General features: G+C 41.8%; 25 protein-coding genes and 1 tRNA gene. 14 read left to right on the forward strand and 12 right to left on the reverse strand.

What is annotated here, in order from left to right; all coding sequences use genetic code 11:
* Positions 1 to 275 precede the first annotated feature (275 nt).
* The 3 genes from FE392_RS00005 to FE392_RS00015 all read right to left on the reverse strand — a co-directional run bounded on the left by FE392_RS00005 (position 276) and on the right by FE392_RS00015 (position 2,424).
* Positions 276 to 352, reverse strand: a tRNA-Pro gene (locus FE392_RS00005).
* Positions 353 to 425: 73 nt separating this feature from the next.
* Entirely contained in the window at positions 426 to 2,165 is a 1,740-nt protein-coding gene (gene yejM / locus FE392_RS00010; RefSeq protein ID WP_319928189.1) for an LPS biosynthesis-modulating metalloenzyme YejM, read from the reverse strand.
* Between the two features lie 31 nt (positions 2,166 to 2,196).
* Positions 2,197 to 2,424 (reverse strand): YejL family protein, encoded by a 228-nt coding sequence (locus FE392_RS00015; protein WP_092512380.1) that lies wholly within the window; start codon positions 2,422 to 2,424, stop codon positions 2,197 to 2,199.
* 275 nt (positions 2,425 to 2,699) lie between these two features.
* Here FE392_RS00015 and yejK point away from each other — a divergent pair, with 275 nt between their 5' ends.
* Positions 2,700 to 3,707 (forward strand): nucleoid-associated protein YejK, encoded by a 1,008-nt coding sequence (yejK, locus tag FE392_RS00020; RefSeq protein ID WP_319928190.1) that lies wholly within the window; start codon positions 2,700 to 2,702, stop codon positions 3,705 to 3,707.
* Between the two features lie 119 nt (positions 3,708 to 3,826).
* Here yejK and rplY read toward each other — a convergent pair whose 3' ends face one another.
* On the reverse strand, positions 3,827 to 4,108 hold the full coding sequence (gene rplY, locus FE392_RS00025) for a 50S ribosomal protein L25 (protein WP_086112888.1): 282 nt from the start codon (positions 4,106 to 4,108) through the stop codon (positions 3,827 to 3,829).
* Between the two features lie 164 nt (positions 4,109 to 4,272).
* Positions 4,273 to 6,030 (reverse strand): DNA repair helicase RadD, encoded by a 1,758-nt coding sequence (gene radD, locus FE392_RS00030; protein WP_319928253.1) that lies wholly within the window; start codon positions 6,028 to 6,030, stop codon positions 4,273 to 4,275.
* Between the two features lie 322 nt (positions 6,031 to 6,352).
* Here radD and rsuA point away from each other — a divergent pair, with 322 nt between their 5' ends.
* From rsuA to FE392_RS00045, 3 genes are all read left to right on the forward strand, one after another.
* On the forward strand, positions 6,353 to 7,060 hold the full coding sequence (gene rsuA / locus FE392_RS00035; protein WP_319928191.1) for a 16S rRNA pseudouridine(516) synthase RsuA: 708 nt from the start codon (positions 6,353 to 6,355) through the stop codon (positions 7,058 to 7,060).
* A 17-nt stretch (positions 7,061 to 7,077) separates the two neighbouring features.
* Entirely contained in the window at positions 7,078 to 8,259 is a 1,182-nt protein-coding gene (locus FE392_RS00040; RefSeq protein WP_319928192.1) for a Bcr/CflA family multidrug efflux MFS transporter, read from the forward strand.
* A 629-nt stretch (positions 8,260 to 8,888) separates the two neighbouring features.
* The gene (locus FE392_RS00045; RefSeq protein ID WP_319928193.1) at positions 8,889 to 9,230 is read left to right on the forward strand and encodes a YejG family protein; all 342 of its coding nucleotides are present in this window, start codon (positions 8,889 to 8,891) and stop codon (positions 9,228 to 9,230) included.
* Positions 9,231 to 9,338: 108 nt separating this feature from the next.
* Here FE392_RS00045 and mepS read toward each other — a convergent pair whose 3' ends face one another.
* Both mepS and FE392_RS00055 read right to left on the reverse strand, forming a co-directional pair.
* Positions 9,339 to 9,926: a bifunctional murein DD-endopeptidase/murein LD-carboxypeptidase gene (mepS, locus tag FE392_RS00050; RefSeq protein ID WP_319928194.1), complete on the reverse strand. Its 588-nt coding sequence runs from the start codon at positions 9,924 to 9,926 to the stop codon at positions 9,339 to 9,341.
* Between the two features lie 347 nt (positions 9,927 to 10,273).
* A complete protein-coding gene (locus FE392_RS00055; protein ID WP_319928195.1) occupies positions 10,274 to 10,978 on the reverse strand; it encodes a phosphatase PAP2 family protein in 705 nt (234 codons plus the stop codon).
* A gap of 464 nt (positions 10,979 to 11,442) precedes the next feature.
* On the opposite strand from FE392_RS00055, the gene FE392_RS00060 reads away from it, so the two are divergent.
* On the forward strand, positions 11,443 to 11,766 hold the full coding sequence (locus FE392_RS00060) for a YmdA family protein (RefSeq protein ID WP_319928196.1): 324 nt from the start codon (positions 11,443 to 11,445) through the stop codon (positions 11,764 to 11,766).
* Positions 11,767 to 12,046: 280 nt separating this feature from the next.
* Entirely contained in the window at positions 12,047 to 12,358 is a 312-nt protein-coding gene (locus FE392_RS00065; RefSeq protein WP_319928197.1) for a YmdA family protein, read from the forward strand.
* 78 nt (positions 12,359 to 12,436) lie between these two features.
* On the opposite strand, the gene yeiP is transcribed toward FE392_RS00065, so the two are convergent.
* Positions 12,437 to 13,009: an elongation factor P-like protein YeiP gene (gene yeiP / locus FE392_RS00070; RefSeq protein WP_319928198.1), complete on the reverse strand. Its 573-nt coding sequence runs from the start codon at positions 13,007 to 13,009 to the stop codon at positions 12,437 to 12,439.
* Between the two features lie 86 nt (positions 13,010 to 13,095).
* Here yeiP and FE392_RS00075 point away from each other — a divergent pair, with 86 nt between their 5' ends.
* A complete protein-coding gene (locus FE392_RS00075) occupies positions 13,096 to 13,269 on the forward strand; it encodes a hypothetical protein (RefSeq protein ID WP_319928199.1) in 174 nt (57 codons plus the stop codon).
* Here the strand turns inward: FE392_RS00075 and mtr are convergent.
* Both mtr and FE392_RS00085 read right to left on the reverse strand, forming a co-directional pair.
* Positions 13,244 to 14,488, reverse strand: a complete 1,245-nt coding sequence (gene mtr, locus FE392_RS00080) for a tryptophan permease (RefSeq protein WP_319928200.1) — start codon at positions 14,486 to 14,488, stop codon at positions 13,244 to 13,246. The genes FE392_RS00075 and mtr overlap by 26 nt on opposite strands.
* A 233-nt stretch (positions 14,489 to 14,721) precedes the next feature.
* A complete protein-coding gene (locus tag FE392_RS00085) occupies positions 14,722 to 15,141 on the reverse strand; it encodes a nucleotide triphosphate diphosphatase NUDT15 (RefSeq protein ID WP_319928201.1) in 420 nt (139 codons plus the stop codon).
* A gap of 274 nt (positions 15,142 to 15,415) precedes the next feature.
* On the opposite strand from FE392_RS00085, the gene fruK reads away from it, so the two are divergent.
* Positions 15,416 to 16,354, forward strand: a complete 939-nt coding sequence (gene fruK / locus FE392_RS00090) for a 1-phosphofructokinase (RefSeq protein WP_319928202.1) — start codon at positions 15,416 to 15,418, stop codon at positions 16,352 to 16,354.
* On the opposite strand, the gene nfo is transcribed toward fruK, so the two are convergent.
* The gene (gene nfo, locus FE392_RS00095) at positions 16,355 to 17,197 is read right to left on the reverse strand and encodes a deoxyribonuclease IV (RefSeq protein ID WP_319928203.1); all 843 of its coding nucleotides are present in this window, start codon (positions 17,195 to 17,197) and stop codon (positions 16,355 to 16,357) included. It lies immediately after the preceding gene.
* Between the two features lie 106 nt (positions 17,198 to 17,303).
* Positions 17,304 to 18,389, reverse strand: a complete 1,086-nt coding sequence (locus tag FE392_RS00100) for a YeiH family protein (protein WP_319928204.1) — start codon at positions 18,387 to 18,389, stop codon at positions 17,304 to 17,306.
* A gap of 189 nt (positions 18,390 to 18,578) precedes the next feature.
* Between FE392_RS00100 and yieE the strand changes: the two genes are divergently transcribed.
* From yieE to FE392_RS00130, 6 genes are all read left to right on the forward strand, one after another.
* The gene (yieE, locus tag FE392_RS00105; protein ID WP_319928205.1) at positions 18,579 to 19,442 is read left to right on the forward strand and encodes a DNA-binding transcriptional regulator YeiE; all 864 of its coding nucleotides are present in this window, start codon (positions 18,579 to 18,581) and stop codon (positions 19,440 to 19,442) included.
* A gap of 137 nt (positions 19,443 to 19,579) precedes the next feature.
* Entirely contained in the window at positions 19,580 to 21,094 is a 1,515-nt protein-coding gene (locus FE392_RS00110; protein WP_319928206.1) for an amino acid permease, read from the forward strand.
* Between the two features lie 262 nt (positions 21,095 to 21,356).
* The gene (locus FE392_RS00115) at positions 21,357 to 22,457 is read left to right on the forward strand and encodes an ABC transporter substrate-binding protein (protein ID WP_319928207.1); all 1,101 of its coding nucleotides are present in this window, start codon (positions 21,357 to 21,359) and stop codon (positions 22,455 to 22,457) included.
* A gap of 19 nt (positions 22,458 to 22,476) precedes the next feature.
* Positions 22,477 to 23,562, forward strand: a complete 1,086-nt coding sequence (locus FE392_RS00120; RefSeq protein ID WP_319928208.1) for a FecCD family ABC transporter permease — start codon at positions 22,477 to 22,479, stop codon at positions 23,560 to 23,562.
* The gene (locus FE392_RS00125) at positions 23,559 to 24,347 is read left to right on the forward strand and encodes an ABC transporter ATP-binding protein (RefSeq protein WP_319928209.1); all 789 of its coding nucleotides are present in this window, start codon (positions 23,559 to 23,561) and stop codon (positions 24,345 to 24,347) included. The genes FE392_RS00120 and FE392_RS00125 overlap by 4 nt, the downstream gene beginning before the upstream one ends.
* 158 nt (positions 24,348 to 24,505) lie before the next feature.
* The gene (locus FE392_RS00130; protein ID WP_319928210.1) at positions 24,506 to 26,485 is read left to right on the forward strand and encodes a ligand-gated channel protein; all 1,980 of its coding nucleotides are present in this window, start codon (positions 24,506 to 24,508) and stop codon (positions 26,483 to 26,485) included.
* Positions 26,486 to 26,699 lie beyond the last annotated feature (214 nt).

Here is a 26,699-nt window from a genome sequence, read left to right on the forward strand (position 1 = left end):
AAGATTCGGTGTGGAATTTGAGGCAGGTTGATGAGGAAAAAACAGAAAGATTAAACTGATGAACACTCATCATAAATATAAAATTGGTGGCAAAAACAGAGGGGGATTAGAGTAATGATTTTGAACAAGCAAATAATCAAAACATGATGATTTCTATCTCAACAAAGATGGTGTTTTTGGATTGGGTTTTACACCCATTTTACACCAGTTTTACACCAAGCAAATTTGAGACATAAAAAAACCAACCTTAACAGGTTGGTTTTTCTAGGGAATTTTGGTCGGCATGATAGGATTTGAACCTACGACCCCCGACACCCCATGACGGTGCGCTACCAGGCTGCGCTACATGCCGATGGCTCCATATATTACCGTTTTTTATTTCTAACGCAAGACCTCAATGTAATGAGCGCTTGATTTTTAAACGATTAATTTGCTAAAAAACGTTTCAATTCAGTTAATATCTGTAATAGTTGGGCGAGATTAGGTTTCGCGCCATGAACTTCATTGCCATTTAAATCATACAGATAATATTCTCCATCTTTAGAAAGATAGATTGTGTTTTTAGCTGTGGTAATAATCAATGAACCATCATCACCTGTAATCAGCCATGGATTTTCCCTCTGTGCATTGAACAAATCTTCGCCTTGAGAGTAATCTTCCGGAGAGTTACTGACATGCAGTAAACGCTGCATAAGTGTTGTCATTATGTCTTGATGACTGGTCAACTTATTTATTGCCTGTGCAGGCGTGCCGGGCCAGTGAACTATCAGCGGGACATGGAGCTGCGCACGGTTGAACTTTTTCCCGCTAAACCAGCCGGTTGCGTTATCAACGGCTTCTTTGTTTTGTTTGGCTGTTATGATAACAATCGTTTTATCCTGAATCCCTTTGTTCGCCAAAGTGCCTAAAACAGTGTTGATCTCCGCATCCAGCGTTTTTTTATCAAACTTATCCGGTGAATGTGTGAAGCCGTTAATATTCAGGAGTGAGAACCATGGAGTTGAGCCACTGCGCGAGTCCAGCCAGTGACGCCATTGCTCTATGGTTAAGTTATCGTTTTGTTTGCTGTTATTCGGCAAGGAATAATCGGTCAAAATAGCATGGCGGTAAAGTGGGGTTTGGAAGCCATTTGAGGAGAAAAGACCGAATTGGTATCCTTGATGTGTCAAGGCATCCAGCAGTGCCGATGGTTTCCGCGCATTAAGGATGCCGTCAAGATAACCCGATGAGATGCCGTAAAATAGGCCAAATAATGCTGTGTCATTATGAATGCCAGTACTGAAATGCTGAGTAAACTGGATATTACTTTTTGCAAATTGCTCTAAGGCTGGCATATTGTTGAGAATGTCTTGATTATCCAGTTCATCCACAACGAGCAGAAGCAGGTTATAGCCGCGCCCGCTGTCTTGATAAGACAGCTTATTCAGGGGGTAATCAACACCCAATGCAGTGGGATTTCCTTGCTGGTCAACCCGGCGTTGATATTCCTGATGATCCAATAACCCATGTTTTTCAAGGAACTTACGCGCTGTCATTGGGTAAGAGAGCGGTAAGTTAGAACGCTGCATGGTGATTGGACGATAAAAATTGGCGTCTGCCCAAATATACATGAGGTGGGAGGCGATAAAGGCGGTGATAAATACCGCTGCCAGAGGTTTACCAAACCGTTGCCGGTTCAGGCTGCGTAGTTTCTGCCAGCTCCATGTGCCAAAGAGCATCTGTATCAAGAAAATAATTGGAATACAGATGAACATCAACTGCCATTCCCTTGCCAATTCACCTTGCTCTGGATTGGTGACTAAATCCCAGACTAATGGCGTTAAGTGCAGGTGAAAGCGAACGTAAACGGAGGAATCAAAGATCAGCATCGTCAGGCTGGCAGTTGCCAGAGCGGCTGAAATAAACCTGAGTAACCGCTGAGACATGACGATAAATGTCAGCGGGAATAAAATCAGTACGTAGGCAGCAAAGACAATAAAACTGAAATGACCGAGCCAACTGACCAGCGCGTAGATGCGACCAAACAGTGAACCCGGCCAGTCAGAAGCAAATAAATAGCGACTGCCCAGCACAAGACTGAACATGATATTGAACAGCGCAAACCAGTGCCCCCAACTGATCATTAGAGAAACTTTTTCGCGGTAATGCTGACGGCTAGTCACCATATATTCTTTACGTTACAGTTTTAATTAAAAATTAATGCGCTTTGTCTTCGTTAATTGAAGACTGTAACGCGTGTGCAAACGAGTCTGCAATGTGTTTGCGTTGAGCAGGAGCAATACTCGTATTGATTAAATTCGTTACCATATTGCCCAAAACCATCAGAGTAAGATCGGTCGGCGTATGGTTTTTCTCGAAAACATTTACCAATTCAGCTAATAAATGTTCAACTTTTTCATCGCTATAGCGAGATGACTGTGGCATATATCAAATATCCTGAATGTACAAAGCCCCATATCTTACCGTATAGAGGGGCGTTTTTCTGCTTTTTTATAACAAATTAATTCACCGGAGCGGGCATAGCTGCCATTTTTGAATTTGTTGCGCTATTTTAAACGCTGTATGCAAGCGTTGATAACTAAATTATGAACGTTTTTCCAACACTTGGTTTTTTGGTTGCAGCAGAAAGATAACAGTGTTTGAATACGCCGCTAACTGCAAGGCCTCGTTCGGTCAAAGCTGCAAAAGGAGTATAAATAATGAGTCTGGAAATTACCCAGATCGCGTTACACCGACTGATTAAACGTGATGAACAAACGTTGGAAGTGATCCTGCGTGAATCTCTGCTCGACACCAATCAAGTGGTAGAAGAGATGATGGCGGAGTTGCACCGTGTGTATAGTGCAAAAAGTAAAGCCTATGGTTTGTTCAATGAAGAGAGTGAACTGGCAGAGTCTCTTCGTCACTTGCGTAAAGGGAATGATGATTTTCTCGGTTTTAGTCGGGCGGCAACAGTTCGTCTGAAAGATGAATTGGCAAAATATCCGTTTGCAGAAGGCGGAACCGTGCTGTTTTGCCAATATCGATATCTGGCAGTGGAATATTTGTTTATTGCCGTGCTGAATAGCTGTAACAGCATGTCCGTCAATGATGAGCTGGATATCAATACGACACAGTATCTTGATATTCCTCATGCCGATATTGTGGCAAGAATTGATTTGACTGAATGGGAAACTAATCCTGAATCAAGCCGCTATCTTACTTTCTTGAAAGGTCGTGTGGGGCGTAAGGTTTCTGACTTTTTTATGGATTTTCTGGCGGCTAGTGAGGGTATGAATGCAAAAGTGCAGAATAAGGGATTACTGCAAGCTGTGGATGATTATTGTGAATCAGCACAGTTGGATAAAAATGAGCGCCAGGCTTATCGGCAGCAAGTTTATGGCTACTGTAACGAACAGTTACAGGCAGGCGAAGAGATTAAGCTAGAGGATTTAGCTCAGGAATTACCTCCATTGGGTGAGCAAAACTTTCAGCAGTTCTCACAGGAACAGGGATATGAACTGGAAGAGAGTTTCCCAGCCGATCGCGGAACTTTGCGTCAATTGACAAAGTTTGCAGGCAGTGGGGGAGGTTTAACCATCAACTTTGATGCCATGCTGATGGGCGAGCGGATTTTTTGGGATCCCGCAACCGATACTTTAACGATCAAAGGTACACCGCCGAATTTGCGCGATCAGTTGCAACGCCGCAGTGGTGGTAATCGTTAATATCTATCGGCATCGTTGGTGGTTTTAGCGGTAAAAAAATATAAAGCGATAAAAATAAATAACGCCGCAAATGCGGCGTTATTTACTCGGCGTCCCGATAAAAGCTCGACTGTGGCTAATTAAGCACGCAGGAAATCGATGTGCGTCAGTTTAGGTTTAAACGGATGACGCTGTACTGCCTGCACTTTAACTTGAGTTTCTTTACCATCAACAACCAGAGTCATAACTTCGTAGAATTCTGGTTTGCTTTCGTGGTTGATAACTGCATCGTGATCCAGTTCGATAGAAACTGGCTCTTGGTTACCACCATAAATGATTGCTGGAAACTTGTTAGCTCTACGCAGGCGGCGGCTCGCACCCTTACCCTGCTCTTTACGTACTTCTGCATTAATAGTTAACATTATTTTTTCTCTGTAAAAGAAGAAAATAAATCCTGCTACAGGCGACCCAGCAGCAGGTTCGAGACTTGGCTTAACATTAGATATTATGTTAAGCGGGCGGCATTCTAACGAAAAACCGGTATGACAGCAAATGGAATATGCCTCCAACCGATGATTGGGAAGGTTTAGTACAGAGAGTCTGCTCGCCTAAAGCGCCCTTGATAGTCAAAAACTTTTTCTCGAATCTGCCAAAATTGGCCTTTTTTGCGCGCTACAACAAAATCAGGATGACGTAATAAAGGAAGCTGGTGGGCAATGTCTTCTGCGGTTTTCCAGTGGAAAGGCGTGCCGGGTGCACGTTGATGCTGGCGAAGAAAGTGCAGTTCGAAGACTTTTTTCTGGGCGGGTGTAGATAAACGAAACAATTCTGATACGTCTGCGCCATCTTCATCGTAGTAGGTGATTTTCAGCCATTCACCTTTGGCATCTTGCCCCGGCGTTAATTGCATTCCACCACAACGCAGCACTAAAGCATCTTTCAGTTTTAAGGCAGCTTTCAGCATATCGTCAGGATCGACCAGAATTTCCTCACAGCGGTGGCAGCGCCGGGCAGCTATGTCGTTTTCTGCCCCACAATGTGGACAAGATTTAAAACGAAAGCGAAATTCACATTGTTGCTTGTTCCCATTGATATCGAGCTCCCAACCTTGGCAGCGCCGCCCAAAATGTTCAACAATTTCGCCGTCTGCGGTGCATGTCCCCCAAAACGTATTGGCAAATTGGCAAATAGGGCAGAAGACTTGTACGGGTTGGCTTTGTGAATTGGGTTTGCTGCTGCCGACTTCAGGAGTGTATAGATCGTGAGGATTTCCCGCATAGTCCAGTATTAGGCACTCTTTTTTATCCGGAAATAGGCGCAATCCGCGCCCAACAATTTGTTGGTAAAGGCTAACGGATTCTGTCGGTCGCAATATTGCGATTAAATCAACGTGGGGAGCATCAAAACCGGTCGTCAGTACGGCAACGTTAACCATATAGCGTAGTCGTTGTTCTTTAAATTCGGTTATCAAGAAATCCCGTTCAGATGCGGGTGTATCTGCGCTAACCAAAGCCGCTTGCCCGACAGGCAATAATTGTAATATTTCTTTGGCGTGCTCGACCGTAGCTGCAAAAATCATTATTCCCTTTCGGTCTTGGGCATATTCGATTATTTGCCTAATGATATGCGGTGTAATGCGTTTTTGGCGTTTCAGCTCCCGATTTAGATCCGCTTCATTGAAAATCCCTTGTTGGCTGGTACGTACTTGACTGAAGTCATATTGCATTACAGGCATATCCAGTCTTTCTGGAGGAACCAAAAAGTGATGTTTAATCATATAACGCAGGGGAAGTTCATAAATGCAATCGTGAAAAAAACTCTGCCCATCGCCACGTATCATGCCATGATAATGATATTGGTATATCCAGCCAGAGCCTAAACGATAAGGTGTTGCTGTTAAGCCTAATATACGGATTTGGGGATTATTTTTTTTGAGTTGTTGGATGATTTGTTGATATTGGCTGTTCTCGTCATCACTGATGCGATGGCATTCATCAATGATTAGCAGGGAAAAGTGATGGTTAAAACGATCCAAATTACGGGCAATGGACTGTATACTGCCAAAAACGACTTTCCCTTCACTCTGTTTTTGATTTAATCCGGCTGAAAAAATATCGGCATTTAACCCGTATGCACAATACTTACTGTGATTTTGTGCAACGAGTTCCTTGACATGAGCCAGCACTAAAACGCGGCCGTGGGCCAGTTTTGCCAATTCTGCAATGACCAGGCTCTTACCTGCGCCTGTAGGTAAAACGATAACTGCTGGATCTTTGTGTTGCCGGAAATAGCGGATCGTAGCATCTACTGCTTCTTGTTGATAAGGGCGTAAAATAAAAGCCATTTTTATGTTACTGTCATTGGTATCAGGTAAAAGAGAGTTGATGTAGAGAATAACATCTTTCATTCAGCCTTGCTGGCGGGAAATGACTTCCCAATATTTTTTTGAATCCGGCGTACCATGACGATGTTTATGATGGCGTTATGGCAGGCCGGGTTATGATTGTCATAAAAAGTATCTGTTGAATCTATTATTTTTATACTCAATAGGGCTTAAGATGGGCCAATAAGCTGCATCTTGATCACGATAGATATATAACACATTGAAATTCTTTGTAATATTTAAGGTGTATTCATGTTTGTTTTTTTGCCAGGTAGATCTATTCATGCGATTGGATAAATTTTTATCACAACAATTAGGTATTAGTCGTAACGATGTGGGACGCGAGCTGAGAGCAGGGCTGGTTACTGTTGATGATGAAATCATTAAAACAGGAGCCTATAAATTAAAGCCTGAACAGCAAGTTGCTTATGATGGAACAATATTGCAACAATTAAGTGGCCCGCGTTATTTCATGCTGAATAAACCCCAAGGATACGTCTGTTCAACAGATGATCCCTCAAATCCGACGATCCTATATTTTATTGATGAACCCGTTGCCCATAAATTACATTCTGCCGGGCGATTGGATATTGATACCACCGGATTAGTGTTGCTGACAGATGATGGTCAATGGTCACATCGCATTACATCACCCAAACATCATTGCGAGAAAACATACCTTGTCACATTAGAACAAGCAATATCAGACGACACCGAGGCAAAATTTCTGGCAGGAGTGCAATTGAACGGGGAAAAAACAGTAACAAAACCTGCAAAACTGGAAATTATTGAGCCTCAATTAGTACGTTTGACTATCAGCGAAGGGCGTTACCATCAGGTAAAACGCATGTTTGCGGCAGTAGGAAATCACGTTGTTGAGCTTCATCGAGAACGAATTGGTGAAATTTATCTCGATCCTCAATTAGAGCCGGGCGAATACCGGGCGCTGACTGAGAGTGAAATTAATAGCATCCAGATGCCAACACTTTAATTTTTCAGGAGCAACACGTGCAACAACAGAGGTTATCCTACTTAGGATTAGTCATGATCCTTGGTTTACTTTCTATGTTAATGCCATTGGCAATTGATATGTATTTGCCAAGTATGCCAACAATTGCTGAAGACTTTAGTGTCAGTGATGGTTTGGTGCAAATGACGCAGAATAGCTATATTCTGGGTTTTGCCATTGGGCAAATCATTTATGGGCCGATGTCGGATAGTTGGGGGCGCAAGCCAGTTATTTTGGGGGGCGTCATTGTTTTTGCTATATCTTCAGCCGCGTGTGCTTTGGCTCAAGATATTCATACCTTTATTTCCATGCGTTTCTTGCATGGTTTTTCCGCAGCAGCAGCCGGTGTTGTCATTAACGCTTTAATGCGTGATATGTTCACGAAGGAAGAGTTCTCACGCAGTATGTCTTTTGTGACATTGGTGATGGTTATTGCTCCATTATTGGCACCCATGTTAGGTGGGATGGTGATGATATGGTTCAGTTGGCACGCGATTTTTTGGTCAATTGCCATAGTATCGGTAATCGCTTTTGCTTTGGTTGCTTTATGCATTAGAGAAACGCTGCCGAAAGAGAAAAGACAGAAATTCCACTTACAAACTACCATGAAGCAATTTGTGATGCTGTTCCGGCAACGTCAGGTATTGTGTTACATCTTGGCCAGTGGTTTTTCCTTTTCAGGAATGTTCTCTTTTCTGACTGTTGGGGCGTTTGTTTATATCAAATTGAATGGGGTATCCGTACAAGATTTTGGCTACTATTTCGGTTTGAACATCATTTTTCTGTTCATCATGGCAACGATTAATAGCCAGTGTGTCCGTAGATATGGCCCATTGACAATGCTACATATTGGGTTGTCTGTTCAATTTATCATGGGGCTGTGGCTGTTTATCAGCACTCTGTTTGATTTCGGATTTATTTCTTTAGTTATGGGGGTGGCCATTTATATTAGTGGTATTTCCATGATTACCTCGAATTCTATGGCGGTAATATTGGATGATTATCCCCATATGGCCGGAACGGTTTCTTCTTTGGCGGGCACTATCCGCTTTAGCATTGCCGCTTTAGTGGGGGCGACCTTATCTTTATTGCCAGAGGAAAATGCCTGGCCAATGGTGGGCTCTATGGTGTTATGTGCGGTGTTGGCCGTGTCGCTTGTTCTCTATGCCCGTAAGGCATAAAAAACTTTATTTTTTGTAAGGCTATCCATTGTATGGATAGCCTGTTTGTTATTTGTGTTCATATATTGAAAAACAAAGGCTTAGTTCCTATCTTCTCCAACCGGTAAAGGTTGCTCTTCCTGAAATGATTTTGAATCCGCGAAGCTACATTAGCTCACCCAATAGACAGGAAATATCGAGTTATTATCGATGAATGTAGATTTTTTTTTACGTAATTATTCCTGTTTGGAATTTTGTGTTGGTTTTTTGTTAACTTTTTGTGGCTAATTCTATATCTATAGATGATACTATATTTGTCATCAATCAATCTGTTGTAACTAAAGCATATTATGCTTCCATTTATATGAAGCAAAGTTCGGACAGAATGAATATGTAAATAAAAATTGAATGAAAAGTTGCCACATTGCATAAAAATAAGTTGAATTTTTTACCTAAACAGTATAAATATATATAAAATGCGAGGTTGATCGCACTTTTTTTAAGGTGTAGAGCAAAAAAAGTGCAATAAGGCGATTTTTTATTTTAACTTTTTATTTACTTTTTTGTTGGGTGGTTATTCGGTTTTGACGAATCAATAGCCTATAGCCGGTGGTTAAATGTATTAATGTTGTTTCTGATAGGAATAATACGTGAATAATATCCAACTTTCGGTGGTACACAGGCTACCGCAAAGTTATCGGTGGTCATCTGGTTTCGTTGGCACCAAGGTTGAAATACTGCCAGCGGAAGAGACAGACATAGGTAGCCTGACTGGGCTGAAATTATTGAGCCATGAAGGTGAGAAGGCACGGGATATCTTACATGTTATAAATCAGTCTCTTGCTGATCTACAGATATTAAGTGCAGTGATTGAGTGGGAAGGGGAGCCATGCTTGTTTTTTGCCAAGGAAGATGAGAGCGCAGTAATATGTCGTTTAAAGACGTTAGGAGCTGCGATTGCGGAAAACATAACTGCGTTGTATCCACTCTAATTACCGTTGGTTATTGTTTTACTCATTGATAAAAAACGCTTCCATTTTGGAAGCGTTTTTTAATTGTCTGCAAGGGATATGCTTGAGTAACGGGATGTTAGTGCGGGGCTATATCGATACTTCCGTTTTGTCCGATAAGACCCGTCTGGCCCCATAATAACGTTTGCTCCAGTAATTATCAGTCAGTTTGGAAACCATAACGCCGCTACTGGTTGAAGCATGGACAAATTGATTATTACCGATATAAATACCGACATGGCGCATATGAACACCGGTCTTGAACAGCACTAAGTCCCCCGCACGTAATTTAGAACGGCTGACTGTTTGGCCAATTTTCTGTTGTTCAAATGTGGAACGGGGAAGAGCCATGCCAAATTGGTCATGAAAAGTTCGCTGAACAAAAGCGGAGCAATCAATGCCGCGTTTTGTGTTTCCGCCGAGGCGATAGGCAACACCTTTCCAGTCTGCATATTGATTAAGCAGTTTAGACTTTATATCCAGACTTTTAACCAAAGTTTCAAATTCATCCTGAGATGGTTGCAGTAAGAAATGCTTTTGAGAGTTTACTGCATGCGTCTCAGTGTGTTTATTGTGAAGCTTAGAATCTGGTGAGCTACAGGCGGTTAGTGCTACTGCTACTAAAATTGCGGGAATGAGCCGCAATATATATCTCAGTATTGGTTGAGATGTGACCATTGTATTGTTTTTCCCTTGCAGTCCTTAATGTGATTTTTCACCATCATATAAAACACTTAACGTTTTAAAGCGTAGTCAGAACATGGTGAATTAACAAATTTTCTGTCCTTAAAGTGTGCGAAGCAACACATTTTATTACTATCTTTACAAAGAGTATTATTTTAATAAAAAGGACGGGGGAAAGAGTACTGAAATCATTAGTGAAAAGCGAGAGACAATAGAGAGTCTTTACAAAAAATTAGATTAGGAACTAGAAGCTTAGAATGATTTGCTGGTATTTCACCCTGACTTGATAAATATTTTGTAATATTGGGGAGATAACTGAAAACTCCCCAATATAATCCCCCTTAATTACCTCTCCCAATGTGAGGTAATTTGCTATCCAGCCATTTCGCCATAATGTCACTGAGTGGCGTCAGCAGCACCCAGCTCATTCCTATTAGTGTCAAAGACAGGGAACCCACAGCAATATCCGTAAACCAGTGAGCGCCGGCCATGATTCGTGGCAGGGCGAAAGCGATCATAATCAGCAGAGCAATAAAAAATGCTCCACGAGAGATATAACGCAGAATAAAACTGCTGAAAATCAGTAGCATTAACCCGTGATCGCCGGGAAAGCTATCTTTGGATGCATCTTTTGTATGCCAAGTTGTCATTTCGTTTATGCGGTTAACATTGTCAAAAGTTAATGTCGGACTTGGGCGGCTAACCGGGATCTGATGGCCGATTTGATTAATAATGACCGCCGAAATAAGCATCACCAGGCCAATCATGAATAGCCGGCGTTTGCCCGCATAATCTTGTTTGCGAAATGCGCTGTAATACAGCAGTCCCATGAACAAAAGCGAGATGATATCAAATGCCCTGACATTCGCGATAGCAACAAATAGGGAAAATTTTGAGTTTGGCAGCAGTTTCTCATTGAAGAAATAAAAAATGGCGGAATCAATATGAAACCAAAAGCCGTGATTCTCAGGCAGATACCATGAGAGAAACAGGGCGATACCGAGGATATTGAGCACAATTATGGCTAGTGGGTGACTGCGGGTCATGGGATACCTATTTAACACAAAAATGGATTTTGGTAGTCAAATTAACTGAGATGGCACTATAACAAAATTTAGTGGAAAGAGTAATAACCTAAGGTGAGCATGGTTAAGGTGTGGTTATATCAGCATATTTATACATTTTATTAATGAGTTTGATCATTGTTAATATGGGAATGATTCGATGATATCGAAAAAATAGCTAAATCCTCATGCCAGTAACGAAAATATATATTTAGTGTAACATTGATGCTTGACTATTATTAAATAACTGCGAGTTAACTCCCTCATATCCAAATTTATTAGAACATTATTTCGAATTTAAGATAATGTAAATAAAAGATATAAAGAATTTGTTTTATTTTCCGTTATATCGTTATATAGATAGCAGAGCGTTACACCATTATCTGGTTTTCAAATTAGCGCGGGGTAAAATTGAAAAAGATAATAATACCTATTGTGGAGGTTGAATGCTTATGTTACGAAAAATGACGACTTTTTTGTTTATGTCTTTATATTATCCTGCCATGGCGTATTCTTCGTCAACTTCCAGTTCTGGAGCTATTCACTTTCATGGTGCAATTGTTAACCCCCCATGCCAATTTAATTGGAATGAAGAGCATACCGAAACGGTTTGCTGGTATAATGGCAAGCCATTAAATCAAGATAAAACTATAAAATACCAAGTGGATAACAAGTCTCCTTTATCTCACCAAAAGCATATAGGAATAGAAGAAATAAAATGGACAGGAGAAAATAAAAGGTTAGGCGTAATTACTATTACATATCACTAAATATTATATATATAACACCTGAATATTTTGGTTTTCTTATTTAAGATAAAATAGTGTGAAATAGGGTTTTTGCAATTTAGTTCAGTGATGATTTTTATAACATTTTGTAAACTATTTAATAGGATTGTTGTTGTTATTTTTCTGACTTAAATTCGCTTTTGATTTTTATCAATAAAATATGTTGATGTCGTATTTTTTTTACATGAAATAGTTATGATGAAGATGAGAGGATAAAAGGTAACTGAGTTTTAGTTAATGGAAAAACGAAAGTGAGGTGACCATGCAAAATTATCTTAAATTAGCAATTAGTTGTTTATTACTTTCATGGCTTTCTTATGGATATGCTGAATCTACAGGAGGAATAATTCAGTTCTCAGGTGCGATTGTTGATCCAGGATGTCAGGTTGTCGTATCAAACACTCAGGCCAATATCTCTTGCTATCGATTAGGACAAAACGTTACCGTTAAACAAGTTATTTCAACGCATAAAACAACAGGCAACGCCATGCTTCCTGGTAATATAGGTGTTTCCAGTGTGAAGTGGACGGACGCCCAAAAACGAGTGGCAGTCGTTAATGTGGATTATTTCTAACTTAATAGGTGATGAGTTGCTCTTTTCGTCAAGTTATTATGTTAGCTAAAAGAGCAACTCATATTTGAAAACACAGAATTAATCACAGCGTCCCATATAGCGACGTTCTGCAATATGAATGCGGACTTTTTCGCCGGAACTTAGGTATTCAGGTACTTGAATCGTCAGCCCAGTCCCCATTTTAGCGGGCTTGGTACGAGCACTGGCAGAAGCTCCTTTAATGCCCGGTGAAGTTTCTTCAATCACCATATCAACGGTTTGTGGCAGTTCGAGAGCCAACAATTGGCCTTCCATTGTCAACACCTGCATTCCGGGTAAACCCTCTTCTGGAATGAACAGCAATTCTTCTTCAATCTGATCTTTTTTGAAGTGATAAGGGGTGAAATCTTCGTCATCCATGAAGATATATTCATCACCATCAATATAAGAAAAACTCACTGCACGGCGAGTCAGTGTGATGGTTTCAAGGATATCGTCACCTTTGAAACGCTCTTCTACTTTTTGACCAGTACGAATATCCGTGAAACGCATTTTATATAGGGTGCTGGCACCACGTGCGCTGGGAGATTGAATATCAATGTCTTTAACGAGCAATAATTTTCCATTGTGGCTGATAGCAGCGCCGCGTTTAATTTCATTGGCTTTAGCCATAGATACCTTCCGTAAGAACAAGGAAATTGTGGAATGAATATTCGGGTGGCGACAAAATTACTCGCAGTCGTCGTATTAGGCAAGAAATGAATATTCCCGTCGTCTTTCAAGCTGCTGCTTTGTTGGCTGGGCAAATTCGTTCCCGACGAATTTGTCATTCTTTGCCGCCGCGCCGCAACTCTAAATCCATAGGGTATAGATGCCCCGATAAAAATATCGGGGCTGGAGAAAATATTAACGGTAAGTTGGCAGCAGATTAAACAACGAGAGAATATGCGTTACTGCGTTTATCAAACCAAACAGGATAATGAACCCGATTAAAAAGTTACCGCCCGGTGCACGGTAGCTGGATGAAGGGTAACGTTTACGGCTGGCTCGGGCCATTAACGCTGGAACAATGACAGCCCAAATTGTTGCTGCCAATCCTGCAAAACCGATCGCATATAAAAACCCGTTTGGAAAGATCAATGCGAGAATGGTAGGAGGGACAAAAGTAATCAGTGCTGTTTTTAAACGGCCTTGATGACTGTCATCAAATTTAAAGAAGTCAGCCAGATAGTCAAACAATCCGAGTGAAACCCCCAAAAATGAACTTGCTAATGCCATATACGAGAAAGTATTCAATAGTTGGGACACCGTTTTACTGCTGGATGTCATATTCATTTGTTGCAGCAAGTTACCGATGTTACCTCCATCAGCAATGATTTGCTTGAAGGCTTCACGGGGAATATTTCCCTGAATCACATACTGCCACAAGATGTAAATGGTCAATGTTAATAATGTGCCATATAACAAGCTGCGGGCCACGGCCTTACTGTCTTTATTATAATATTTGACTAAACCTGGGACATTTCCGTGATAGCCAAAGGAAGTCAGCAGATAAGGCAATGCAACCAGAGCATAGGGTAAATAGCTCATGTCGGTATTGGCATGGTCGAATAAAATGGCAGTTTTGACATCAACAAACATCCCGCCAACAGACATGATAAAGGTAATTACCATACCGCCTATCAAGATAGTGCTTAAGCGGTCTACTGCTTTAGTGGATAACCAAACAATAAAGGCAACGACAAAAGCGAAAATTAAACCTGCCACCGGTTGTGTTACCGGAATGATACTTTGGATATTGTGGAAGATAATTGAACTTCCGGCCGAAACGTATGCATAGGTCAGGATGTATAAAACGAATGTGATAGATAACCCATTCAGAGTGCACCAGCCTTTACCTAATAAATCTTTGGTGACGGTATGGAAACTGGCACCTGCGGGATAATTCAGGTTAGCTTCTAAAATCATCAAGCCGGAGAAGTAAAGGCAAATACAGGTATATATCAGCAAAATGATTGAGCCTGTGAACCACACACCGGAAGTAACAATAGGAATGGAAAACATGCCAGCACCGACCGCGGTACCGGCAATGATCATCGCGCCACCAAAGATGGAGGGACGTTTAAAATTTTTCGTTACTTCAATAGTCATGTGAACCCCATGATGAGTGATGTTACCTTGTACTAGCGCAACGATACATTAATGAATAATGAGTGTAAATAAATATTTATGGGAAGAAAACGGAATGGGGTTTGTTGTATTTGTCTTACAACGGGGACTAAGGAGGTTATCAGCTAATTAACCTCCCTTTATTTTTAATTCAATTTTTCAAATGGTTAGCTATTTGGGGCCTCAGGACGGCTATTTATTGAGGCGTAATAATGTTAACTAATTGAATAGAATTGAGAATTTTTCCACAACTTGATGGCATTGCGGCTGGCTTCAAAATGGGGTTCAGGAAGATTGTCAGGGGTGCACCAAATCAATTGCTCACATTTTTCCGGTTCCATTAGTTTAGGCTCTCCACCACAGTAATGAGCCAACAAGCAAACTGAAACGGTATGCTTTCCTTCCTGACGGTAAGTTTCAAGGTTATTGCAGATACCATAAACTTGGGGGCTTTGAATGGTTAAACCAATTTCTTCCTTAATTTCACGAATGGCGCACTCTTCAAATGACTCTCCGGGATCAACATGGCCGCCAAATATAGACCAGTAGGGCGCATGTTGGCTGGTGCGCTTTCCCAATAAGATTTCACCGTTATCATTAACGATAATGACGCCAACTCCGACTACAACTGACACAGATACATTCCTCCAGTGAAGGGTAACGACGTATTTGAATGCAGAGTGGTTATTTTATTTGCCATCGCTACAGTTGTCATCGTTATCTTTGTTCTAGCTCTTTGTACTGTAGAAGTTTTAATTTTTTTCTCAGAATTTTTTTAGTTTTAGATCGTGGTAACACAATGATCAATCAAGTAGTAATTTTAACTGAAACGATTCAATTTTGATGTTATAAATAACAGATAAATCTTAATTTTACTTATGACTGTTTATTCAGGAGATACTGGGCAAAATGAGCCGTCGAGTTGCCACCATTACCTTAAACCCAGCTTATGATCTAGTTGGCTTGTGCCCAGATATTGTCAAGGGAAGAGTTAACCGTGTACAAACGGCAGGGCTTCATGCTGCCGGTAAAGGAAATAATGTCGCGAAGGTTTTACGTGATTTAGGCATTGATGTCACGGTCAGTGGATTTTTGGGACGGGAAAATCAGGAAGGTTTTCAACAGTTTTTCAGCGAAAATAATATGATAAATCGTTTCCATTTAGTTTCGGGGCGAACGCGCATCAATGTAAAACTAACAGAAAAACATGGTGAAGTGACGGATTTTAATTTTTCTGGTTTTCATGTGACAGAAGAAGAGTGGGAGCGGTTTGTTAATGATTCTCTCACGTGGATAGATCAGTTTGATATGGTTGTTGTCAGCGGAAGTTTGGCTGAGGGAATTAAGCCGGAACGGCTTGCAGACTGGATGATACAACTGCGGCAACGTTGCCCTTGCATTATTTTCGACAGCAGCCGCGAAGCCCTTGTGGCCGGTCTTAAGGCATCGCCTTGGCTGGTAAAACCCAATCACCATGAGTTAGAAATTTGGGCGGGCAAGCCATTGCCGGATTTGGATAGCATCATTGATGTTGCCCATGAATTACGTGATAAAGGAATCGCCCATGTCGTCATTTCATTGGGGGAGCAGGGGGCATTATGGGTTAATGCATCCGGCGCGTGGCTGGCAAAACCACCGCATTGTGAAGTGATCAGTACCGTTGGGGCAGGAGATTCCATGGTCGGCGGCTTGGTTTACGGTTTGCTGATGCGGGAATCCAGCGAATATACATTGCGTCTGGCCACCGCAGTTTCTGCGCTTACGGTCAGCCAGCCGAATGTAGGGATTAGAAGCAGGGTTGAATTGGCATCAATGATGTCAAAGATAGAGCTAACTTCACTGAGGTGATTAGATTTGCTGGGATTTCAGCCAAGCAATTTCTTGATCCCAGATATCTGGATTGATCGTTTCAAGAACCAAGGGAATATTATTGAAGCGATCATCTTTCATGATATAGCTGAAAGGCGTTTTACCGATGTTACCTTCGCCAAGGCTATGATGCCGGTCAACGCGGCTGGAAAACTCGCTCTTGGCATCGTTCAGGTGCATCGCCTTGAGATATTCAAATCCAACAATTTCATCAAAGGCCTTGAAGGTTTCGTCACAGTCCTTTTCTGTGCGCAAATCGTAACCTGCTGCAAAAGCGTGGCAGGTATCAATGCAGACGCCTACACGGGTTTTATCTTCAACACCATCAATAATTGCCGCGAGTTGTTCAAATTGGAAACCGAGGTTAGTTCCTTGGCCGGCGGTGTTTTCAATGACGGCTGTAACACCTTGGGTTTTATCCAGCGTGATATTGATGGATTCAGTAATACGGGCGAGGCATTTATCGATGTCAATTTTATTGAGATGACTGCCGGGATGAAAGTTCAGCAAATCTATGCCCAATTGTTCACAACGTTGCATCTCATCAAGAAAAGCCGCACGGGATTTTTCCAAGGCTTCGGCTTCAGGATGGCCAAGGTTGATCAGATAACTGTCATGAGGAAGAATTTGTCGGCTGCCATAGCCATAACGCTCACAGTTTGCTTTAAATTTATCAATGACATCAGATGATAACGGTGCTGCATGCCATTGACGTTGATTTTTTGTGAACAGGGCAAATGCCGTTGCATTTAATTCATGGGCACGGATCACCGCTTGATCAACACCGCCCGACGCGCTCACATGGGCTCCAACAAATTTCATATTTATTCTCCTATTTTCCCTTATTATGGCATTGTTTGGTGGTATTGTTCATCTGGTTGATAAAACCCCGTCAGAAACAGCCAGTTTAGCTAAACGCGAAATCTGCCTAGCTCAATAAATGCTGGATGCCTTGATTAATGATGAATCCTCCAGCCATCAACCAGATAAAGATAATGAGCGCCAGCAGAATAGGTTTTACGCCTGCCTGACGGATGGCACTGATATGAGTGGTCAAGCCGAGGGCAACCATTGCCATGGCTAACATTACGGTATCAGCGGCAATGATATATTCGACAAAGAAGCGGGGTAATAAATTAAAAGAGTTAAAACCTGCGGCGATAATGAAGAAGACCGCAAACCAGGGAATGGAAATTCTGGCATTTTGGGAGGAATCAGGGTTATTTTTCGCCCTTGCGCTGCGGCTGACATAACCAGAAAGAAGTAGCAGAAAGGGAGCCAGCATCATAACGCGGATCATTTTGCTAATAACCGCCGCATTTTCAGCCTCATTTCCGACCGTATGCCCAATGGCAACGACCTGAGCGACTTCGTGAACGGTTGATCCAGTAAAAATGCCAAAAGCTTCTTGCGATAAATTAATCCATTGATAATGAAGCATCAACTGGTAAAACCACGGGTAGATGAAGATGGCAAGTGTGCCAAAAATCACGACAGTAGAAACTGCGACAGTGACTTTGCTGGCCGATGATTTGACAACTGGCTCTGTTGCCATAATCGCAGCGGCTCCGCAAATGCTGCTTCCTGCGCCAATCAGCAATACAGTTTGGTTATCCAATCGAAACAAACTGCGCCCAAGCCATACGGTAAGAAAAAAAGTTGATAAAAGCATGGTGACATCAATGAGGATCCCAGTTGTGCCAACATCCGTGATTTGTTGAAATGTTAACCTGAATCCATAAAGAATAATGCCAGCTCTCAATAAATAATGTTTGGAAAAATGAATGCCATTATCACAAGAAGATTTTAAATAGGGATACAGCGTATTTCCGGCAAGCATTCCCAATAAAATGGCGAGCGTCAGAGTGCCTAACCCCAGATTAATAAACCATGAAATGTTGCCGATATAGGTAGCGAGGGCTGTCAGCGCCATTGTCAATAACAATCCGGGAACTAATTTTAATACGGTATGTTGATAGGGTTTTGTGAATTCCCTCAGCTGATTTTCAGACATTGCAGTGACCTATGCTTATATGTTTTAGGAATAAGCATATAGAATATTTGCAAATCAATAAAATTGATAAAATCTATATAACTAACCAGTAAATTAAATTAGCTAAGGTGATTTTTGTTAAGTTGCACAATACTGTCTAAAATCAAGACTATCTTTCCTTCTAACTTACTTTGCGTCCCGTGAGGCCATATGCGTATCACTCTGAGGCAACTGGAAATATTTACAGAAGTTCTAAAAAGTGGTTCAACGACACAGGCTTCTCAGCAGTTAGCGTTATCACAATCTGCGGTAAGTGCGTCGCTGACAGATCTAGAAGGGCAATTGGGTGTACAGCTGTTTGATAGGGTAGGAAAACGGTTGGTGACCAATGAACATGGGCGTCTGCTTTATCCCAAGGCATTGGCACTGCTTGAGCAGGTAGGTGAAGTGGAACAGCTTTTCAAACTGGAGTTGGGAGCATTACGGCTGGCAGCCAGCAGTACTATTGGTAATTATATGTTGCCTGAAATGCTGGCGAAGTATCGTCAGGATTATCCTGATACGCCTTTGGAATTGAATATCAGCAATACTGAAGATGTCATAAAGGCAGTCGTAGAGTTTCGGGTTGATTTAGGTCTGATTGAAGGCTTGTGTCATGATCCTGAAGTTATCGCGCAGTCTTGGATGAAAGACGAATTGGTCATCTTCTCTTCACCTGATAGCCCATTATTGAAGCGTGAAATTACAGTGGAAGATTTGATAAGCGCTCCCTGGATATTGAGGGAAAAGGGCTCCGGAACAAGGGAAGTGCTTGATCATCTGTTATTTTCTCAGATGCCGAGATTCAATATTGCGATGGAATTGGGAAATTCGGAAGCCATTAAACATGCAGTCCAGTATGGAATGGGGATCAGTTGCCTTTCGCGTCGGGTCATCCAAGAGCAATTGAAAAATGGAACATTAACAGAATTGATAATCCCCGGGCTTCATCTGAAACGTACTCTGTATCTGATTTACCATCGCCAAAAACACATGTCCAATGCGTTACAAAAATTATTAAGTTATTGTAATTAATTATTAGAAACTAATCGTACAGCTAATAATTAGCTGTGGATTATGAAGGTATCTTATAACCAAGCATTCGTTACTATTCTAGGGACAAGGATTTGTTACAATCCCGCATTATAGTTATTCAATAATATAGGAATAGAATGTCTCAAGAACAAGGTACGTCGCGAGGTCAAGGCACGCCACGGGATAAAAGCACGCAAGCGCCACCAACGTTGCGTCGTGAATTAAAGGCTCGTCACATGGCAATGATTGCCATTGGTGGTTCAATTGGAACAGGTCTGTTTGTTGCGTCAGGTGCAACAATTTCTCAGGCTGGTCCTGGAGGTGCCTTGCTTTCTTATGCACTGATTGGTCTCATGGTCTATTTCTTGATGACCAGTTTGGGCGAATTAGCCGCGTACATGCCAGTTTCCGGATCATTTTCAACTTATGGTTCCAAGTATGTTGATGAAGGTTTCGGTTTCGCATTGGGATGGAACTACTGGTACAACTGGGCAGTAACGATTGCGGTTGACCTTGTAGCGGCACAATTGGTCATGGGATATTGGTTTACTGACGTTCCTGGCTGGGTATGGAGTGCGCTATTCCTTGGCTTAATCTTTTTGTTGAACTACATCTCTGTCAAAGGCTTTGGTGAAGCAGAATATTGGTTTTCCTTAATCAAAGTTTCTACGGTAATTGTTTTTATTATTATCGGCATTCTCATGATTACTGGCATTATGAAAGGCGCTGAAAGTGCCGGCTGGCATAATTGGGAAATTGCTGATGCTCCATTCGCAGGTGGTTTCTCTGCCATGATTGGGGTGGCAATGATTGTCGGTTTTTCTTTCCAGGGAACAGAGCTGATTGGCATTACTGCGGGGGAATCTAAAGATCCGGCAAAAAATATCCCTCGCGCTGTGCGCAAGGTGTTTTGGCGCATCCTATTATTCTATGTATTTGCCATTTTAATTATCAGCCTGATCATTCCTTATACTGATCCTAGCTTATTGCGTAATGACGTAAAAGATATCAGTGTCAGCCCGTTTACACTGGTATTTGAAAATGCCGGATTATTGTCAGCAGCTGCCATTATGAATGCAGTCATATTGACGGCTGTGCTTTCGGCAGGAAATTCAGGAATGTATGCCTCAACGCGCATGCTATTCACATTGGCGAGAGAAGGTAAGGCACCGAAGATCTTTGGTCACTTGTCAAAAGGTGGTGTACCGCGCAATGCGCTTTACGCGACGACTGTGGTTGCAGGATTATGCTTTTTCAGCTCTATGTTTGGCAACCAAACGGTATATTTGTGGTTACTGAATACTTCAGGGATGACCGGGTTTATTGCATGGCTGGGCATTGCAATCAGCCATTACCGTTTCCGCAAAGGTTACATAGCGCAGGGCTTGGATATCAATAACCTGCCATACCGTTCAGGCTTTTTCCCTGTCGGGCCGATTTTTGCCTTTGTATTATGTTTAACCATCACGCTGGGTCAGAATTATCAGGCGTTTTTGCAGGATAATATCGATTGGTATGGTGTGATCGCAACTTACATTGGTATTCCGTTATTTTTGCTTATTTGGTTTGGTTACAAGCTGAAAAGGAAAACCCGTTTTATTAAATATAATGAGATGGAATTTCCGGCATTTGACTATTCAGATAAAAGCTAAGTTGTTAATAGAACTCAGGTAAATTGCTATTTATTGATTAACATATTATTGTGATTTCTTTGCAAGAAACTGCCGATTCTGTGATGGGATTGGCAGTTTTTATTTTTCATAGGGTTAGCTGAGGAAGTTGAACAGTAAATTTCGGTTATGCCGCCCTAATCGCATTGATAAGTATTCTTATTTGCTTTATTGTTAACGGCAAAATTGAGTCATCAAGAGGCTAACTAAAGTGAAGTTTGCATTTCGAGCAGTCGTGAAAAGTATGAGTATCAGTCTAATGGCAGGTTCTGCCATGGTAGCAAGTTTTGCATCCTGGGCTGAAACAGTCACTGATATTGCTGGACGAACTGTTGAGGTACCAGAAAAAGTTAATCGCATTTTGCTAGGTGAAGGTCGCCTGTTCCATTCGGTTGCATTGTTGGAAGGGGACAAACCGCTGGCCCGTATTGCTGGGTGGCAAGGTGATTTCCGTAAACTGGATCCACAAACTTACGCTGTCTACAAAGCTAAATTCCCTGAAATCGATAATATCCCTCTGATTGGTAACACGAGCGCTGAAAGTGTCAGTTCTGAAAAAGTGCTTACACTCAACCCTGATGTCGCTATTTTTGGTTTATCTGGTCATGGGCCAGGGAAAAACAGCGAGCTGGTGCAGCAGTTGGAAAAAGCAGGCGTGCCTGTTGTTTTTGTCGATTTTCGCAATGACCCTTTGAAAAATACATTACCAAGCATGCGTATGCTGGGTAAGATCTTGCATCGTGAAGAACAAGCCAATGCCTATGCTGATTTTTATGAAAAAAATCAGAAGCTGGTGACTGACATTACTGATCGTATCCCAGAGGCCCAGAAGCCTTCTGTATTTATTGAATTAAGAGCGGGCTCTAGCGAAGATTGCTGTGGTACAGCAGGCAACGGCAATATGGGCAATTTTATTGATCTGGCCGGAGGCAAAAACATTGCCAAGGCGGTGTTGCCATCTCCGTTGGGAACCATGAATCTGGAAAAAGTGATTGCTGATGATCCTTATATTTATATCGCAAGCGGCGCGCAAGATCCGGGTGAAAAAGGTGTTGGGATCCAGATGGGAGCCAAAACTTCTGCGGATACAGCCCGTGCTGGCCTGAAAATGATTACTGAGCGTAAAGGCATCAATAATTTAACTGCGGTGAAAGAAGGGCGTAGCCACGCGATTTGGCACCACTATTACAACTCGCCTTATAACGTTGTTGTTACGCAGGTTTTTGCTAAATGGTTCTACCCTGAAAAATTTGCTGATTTAGACCCACAACAAACATTAAAAGAACTCCACAGTAAATTCTTGGCTATTGAGCCAGCAGGTACGTATTGGGTCAGTGAAAAATAAGCAGTAACGGGTAATAAAAATGAGTGTTACTACCGAGCCTATGCCAACGGTGAAGCAGCAATTGAATGAAAGCGATATAAAAGCACACTATCGCAATATATTACGTCGACGTATTGCATGGATGTTATTCATCGTCTTGGTGATTGGCACCTCTGTTGTACTTGATTTTACAATGGGGCCATCAGGGTTATCTCTGCCAACCCTCTGGAAAACACTGGTTTCACCAGAAAGTGTTGATGCAGGAACGCGGGTAATTGTTTGGGATATTCGATTACCATATACCTTGATGGCGGTAGTGGTTGGCCTGTCCCTTGGGCTGGCCGGTGCAGAAATGCAGACAATTTTAAATAACCCACTCGCTAGCCCGTTTACTTTGGGGGTATCCAATGCTGCTTCGTTTGGGGCAGCATTGGCGATTGTACTGGGGATCGGGATTCCGGGCGTACCGGATCAATGGTTCATCTCAGCAAACGCATTTCTCTTTGCTCTGCTGGCTGCTTTGATGTTGGATGCCGTTACCCGTTGGACAAGGGTGGCAACCTCAGGGGTTGTATTGTTCGGCATTGCAATGGTATTTACCTTCGAAGCACTTGTTTCCATGATGCAATTTATCGCGACGGAAGATACATTACAGGGGCTAGTTTTCTGGACCATGGGTAGCCTTGCCAGAGCAACATGGGAAAAATTGGGCATCTTAGTATTGGTTTTCTCCATCCTTTTGCCTATTTCCCTGTCTAACTCTTGGAAATTGACTGCCCTGCGTTTAGGAGAAGACCGTGCGATAAGCTTTGGTATTAATATCAGCCGCCTTCGTTTGGGCACATTGTTGCGGATCAGTATCCTGACTGCATTGGCCGTCGCATTTGTTGGGCCGATAGCCTTTATTGGCTTGGTAGCTCCCCACATTGCCAGAATGATATTTGGTGAAGATCACCGTTTCTATTTACCCGCAAGTGCCCTGATTGGCTCACTGGTTCTGTCAATGGCTTCCATTGCATCTAAGAACTTAATTCCGGGAGTTATCATTCCCGTAGGGATCGTGACGTCGTTGGTTGGTGTACCTTTCTTCCTTAGCATTGTTTTACGCCATCGGGGGAATGTATGAATCAGGGGTTGAAGATTAATCGATTAACGGCAGGGTATCCCAAACACTCTGTTATTGAAAATCTGAATATCGATTCACTGTCGCGTGGCAAAATCACCGTATTATTGGGGCCAAACGGTTGTGGGAAATCTACACTTTTGCGCTCGTTGGCTGGTTTAAATAAAGCCAGAGGCGAATTATTGCTGGATGGGCAAGATTTAATGCAAATGAACTTTGCCCAACGGGCAAAGCGCGTAGTTTATTTGCCTCAGTCACTACCTGCGGGCGTTCACTTGCATGTGTTGGAGTCTGTGATTGTTGCCCAGCGCGCATCTGGTGGTGTGAATAACCGTCAATGTGAGCAAGAAGTCATGGAGTTGCTGCGGCAGCTTGGTATTGAACATTTGGCTTTGAGTTATTTGGATCAATTATCTGGCGGGCAAAAACAATTAGTCGGATTAGCTCAATCATTAATTCGCCATCCAACTTTATTATTATTGGATGAACCGCTAAGCGCACTGGATTTAAATTATCAGTATCACGTAATGGATTTAGTTGCTCGTGAAACACGCCGACGTAATATTATTACTGTTGTCGTTGTCCACGATATCAATATTGCATTGCGGCATGGCGACCATGTATTAATGTTAAAAAATGGAGAGTTAATCTCTGAAGGTCTACCGGAGCAAGTTATTACGGCAGATAGCCTGGCACAGGTCTATGGCATTAAAGGCCGGATTGAGCGCTGTTCCCAAGGTATACCTCGGGTGTTAATTGATGGTTTGGTAACGGAACTAGTAAGTTAAAATAATAAAAGAGATAGAGTGCTTTATTAACTTTAAAGTATATCTAATTAAAAAAATATAATACTGACGGGAATAAATCATTATTCCCGTGCAATGGGTATATGTCGATTATCCATATTAATCTAAATAATTCTATTCTACCTTTTGGAGAATCGGGAATGTCTATTTTTGCAAAGAAAAAAATTGTACTCGGCATTATTGCTGCCATGTCATCCAGCTCTGTTTTGGCTGACAATACAGTTAATAATGGCGAAGATAAAATTATTGTGACTACCGCAGCAGGTTTTCAGCAAAAAATTGAAGATGCACCAGCATCTATTTCAGTTATCAGTCGTGAACAGTTAGAAACCAAAGTCTACCGTGATGTCACGGATGCATTGAAAGATGTGCCGGGTGTGATGATTACTGGCGGTGGCAGCAGTAGCGACATTAGTATCCGGGGTATGAGCTCCAAATACACTATGATACTGATTGATGGAAAAAGGGTCGATACCCGTAGTACACGTCCTAACAGTGATGGCTCCGGCATTGAGCAAGGATGGATGCCACCATTAGCAGCAATTGAACGCATTGAAGTTGTACGCGGGCCGATGTCTTCGCTTTATGGGTCTGATGCTATGGGCGGAGTCATCAACGTCATCACCCGTAAAGTTCAAAAAGAGTGGCACGGTAGCTTGCGTGCAGATACAACTCTGACTGAGCAAAAAAAATCAGGTAATACCTACCAAACAAGCGCTTATGTTGCTGGACCGTTGATTGATGGTTTATTGGGAATAAAACTAAACGGTTTATTCTCTCATCGCAGCGAAGATAAAATCCCCAGTGGTTTTAAGGAACAGGAAATACGTAATGGTACGGTAACATTTTCTTTAACACCGGATGAGCAAAATAGCTTTGATTTTGAGGTAGGCCGTAATCTACAGGATAGTAATTCGCATATTGGTAAAAGCCGTCGGGTTAGTGCTAAATCAGACGACATTAACCGTTATGAGCGCAATAATTACTCAATTAGCCATAATGGAATTTATGATTTTGGTACGATGACTTCTTATATCCAGAGGGATGAATCTAATAATCCAGGACGTAAGATGAAAAATTCAGACACTCTCTTTAGTAACCAGACAACATTTGCACTGGATACGCATACATTGAGTGTGGGTGGGCAATACCGTTATGAAGATTTGAGTGACGGTGAAAATAAAGTAATGGCTAAAAAAGGAACGAATAAGCTTACGCGCTGGAGTTGGTCATTATTTACTGAAGATGAATGGCAAATGACCAATGATTTTGCTTTAACTGGTGGCATTCGCTTGGATAAAGATGAGCTTTTTGGTGCTCATTGGACACCTCGTTTGTATGGTGTATGGCATGCAGATGAACAATGGACAATTAAAGGTGGAGTTTCTACCGGATATCGCTCCCCTAATTTACGACAGGTTGCCCCGAATTGGTTACATGGCACAGGCGGTGGTAATAGTAATGGGGTCATTGAAAGCAATCCTGATTTGAAACCAGAAAAAAGTGTCAGTGAGGAAATTAGTGTTATTTGGAATAACCAAAACGGTTTTAATACAGGAGTCACGGTCTTTAATACCGACTTTAAAAATAAAATTACTGAATTCAATATCTGTGATAACGAGACAGGAAAGCCTGTAATGTGTGATGGCCCATATAAGGGCTATGACTTTGTTAATGGAAACATGAATGTCGATGAAGCCAACCTTCGTGGTATAGAAACTACCATGAATTGGAATATCACAGAAGATATCTCATTAGCAGCAAATTATACTTATTCTTATTCCAAGCAAAAAACAGGCCCTTTCAAAGGTAAGTCTTTGAATAAGATGCCAACGCATATGGCTAATGCAACATTGAATTGGCAAGCACTACCAGAAATGAATACATGGGCACGCATCAATTTCCGTGGTAAATCGAAAAATTACCAATATCGTTCCCGTATGGAGAATGGGACACCTTCTTACACCTTTGTTGATCTTGGTATGACTTACAATATAACGAAGCAGCTACGTTTATTGGGTGGTGTCTATAACATCTTTGATAAACGTGTGACTCAAGAAATCCATAAGGCTACACTTGATGGCCGTCGTTACAACATCGGTCTTAATTATGACTTTTAATTAATATTGGGTTTGTTTATTAATATTAGTAATCATAATTAACATTTAGACGTATTCACATTTAGACATAATGCAAAGTCATTCTGTGATCATTTTTATGGTGATAGAATGACTTTTTTGCTATAAAAATGTACGCCATTAAATGGCAAATAGTCACACCCTGTGCTAAAAGTTTATCAGAGGCCAACAATGGATATGATGGCGATGAACCCAA

Origin of the sequence: Xenorhabdus santafensis (assembly GCF_033949405.1) — a bacterium.
Classification (GTDB): Bacteria; Pseudomonadota; Gammaproteobacteria; order Enterobacterales; family Enterobacteriaceae; genus Xenorhabdus; species Xenorhabdus santafensis.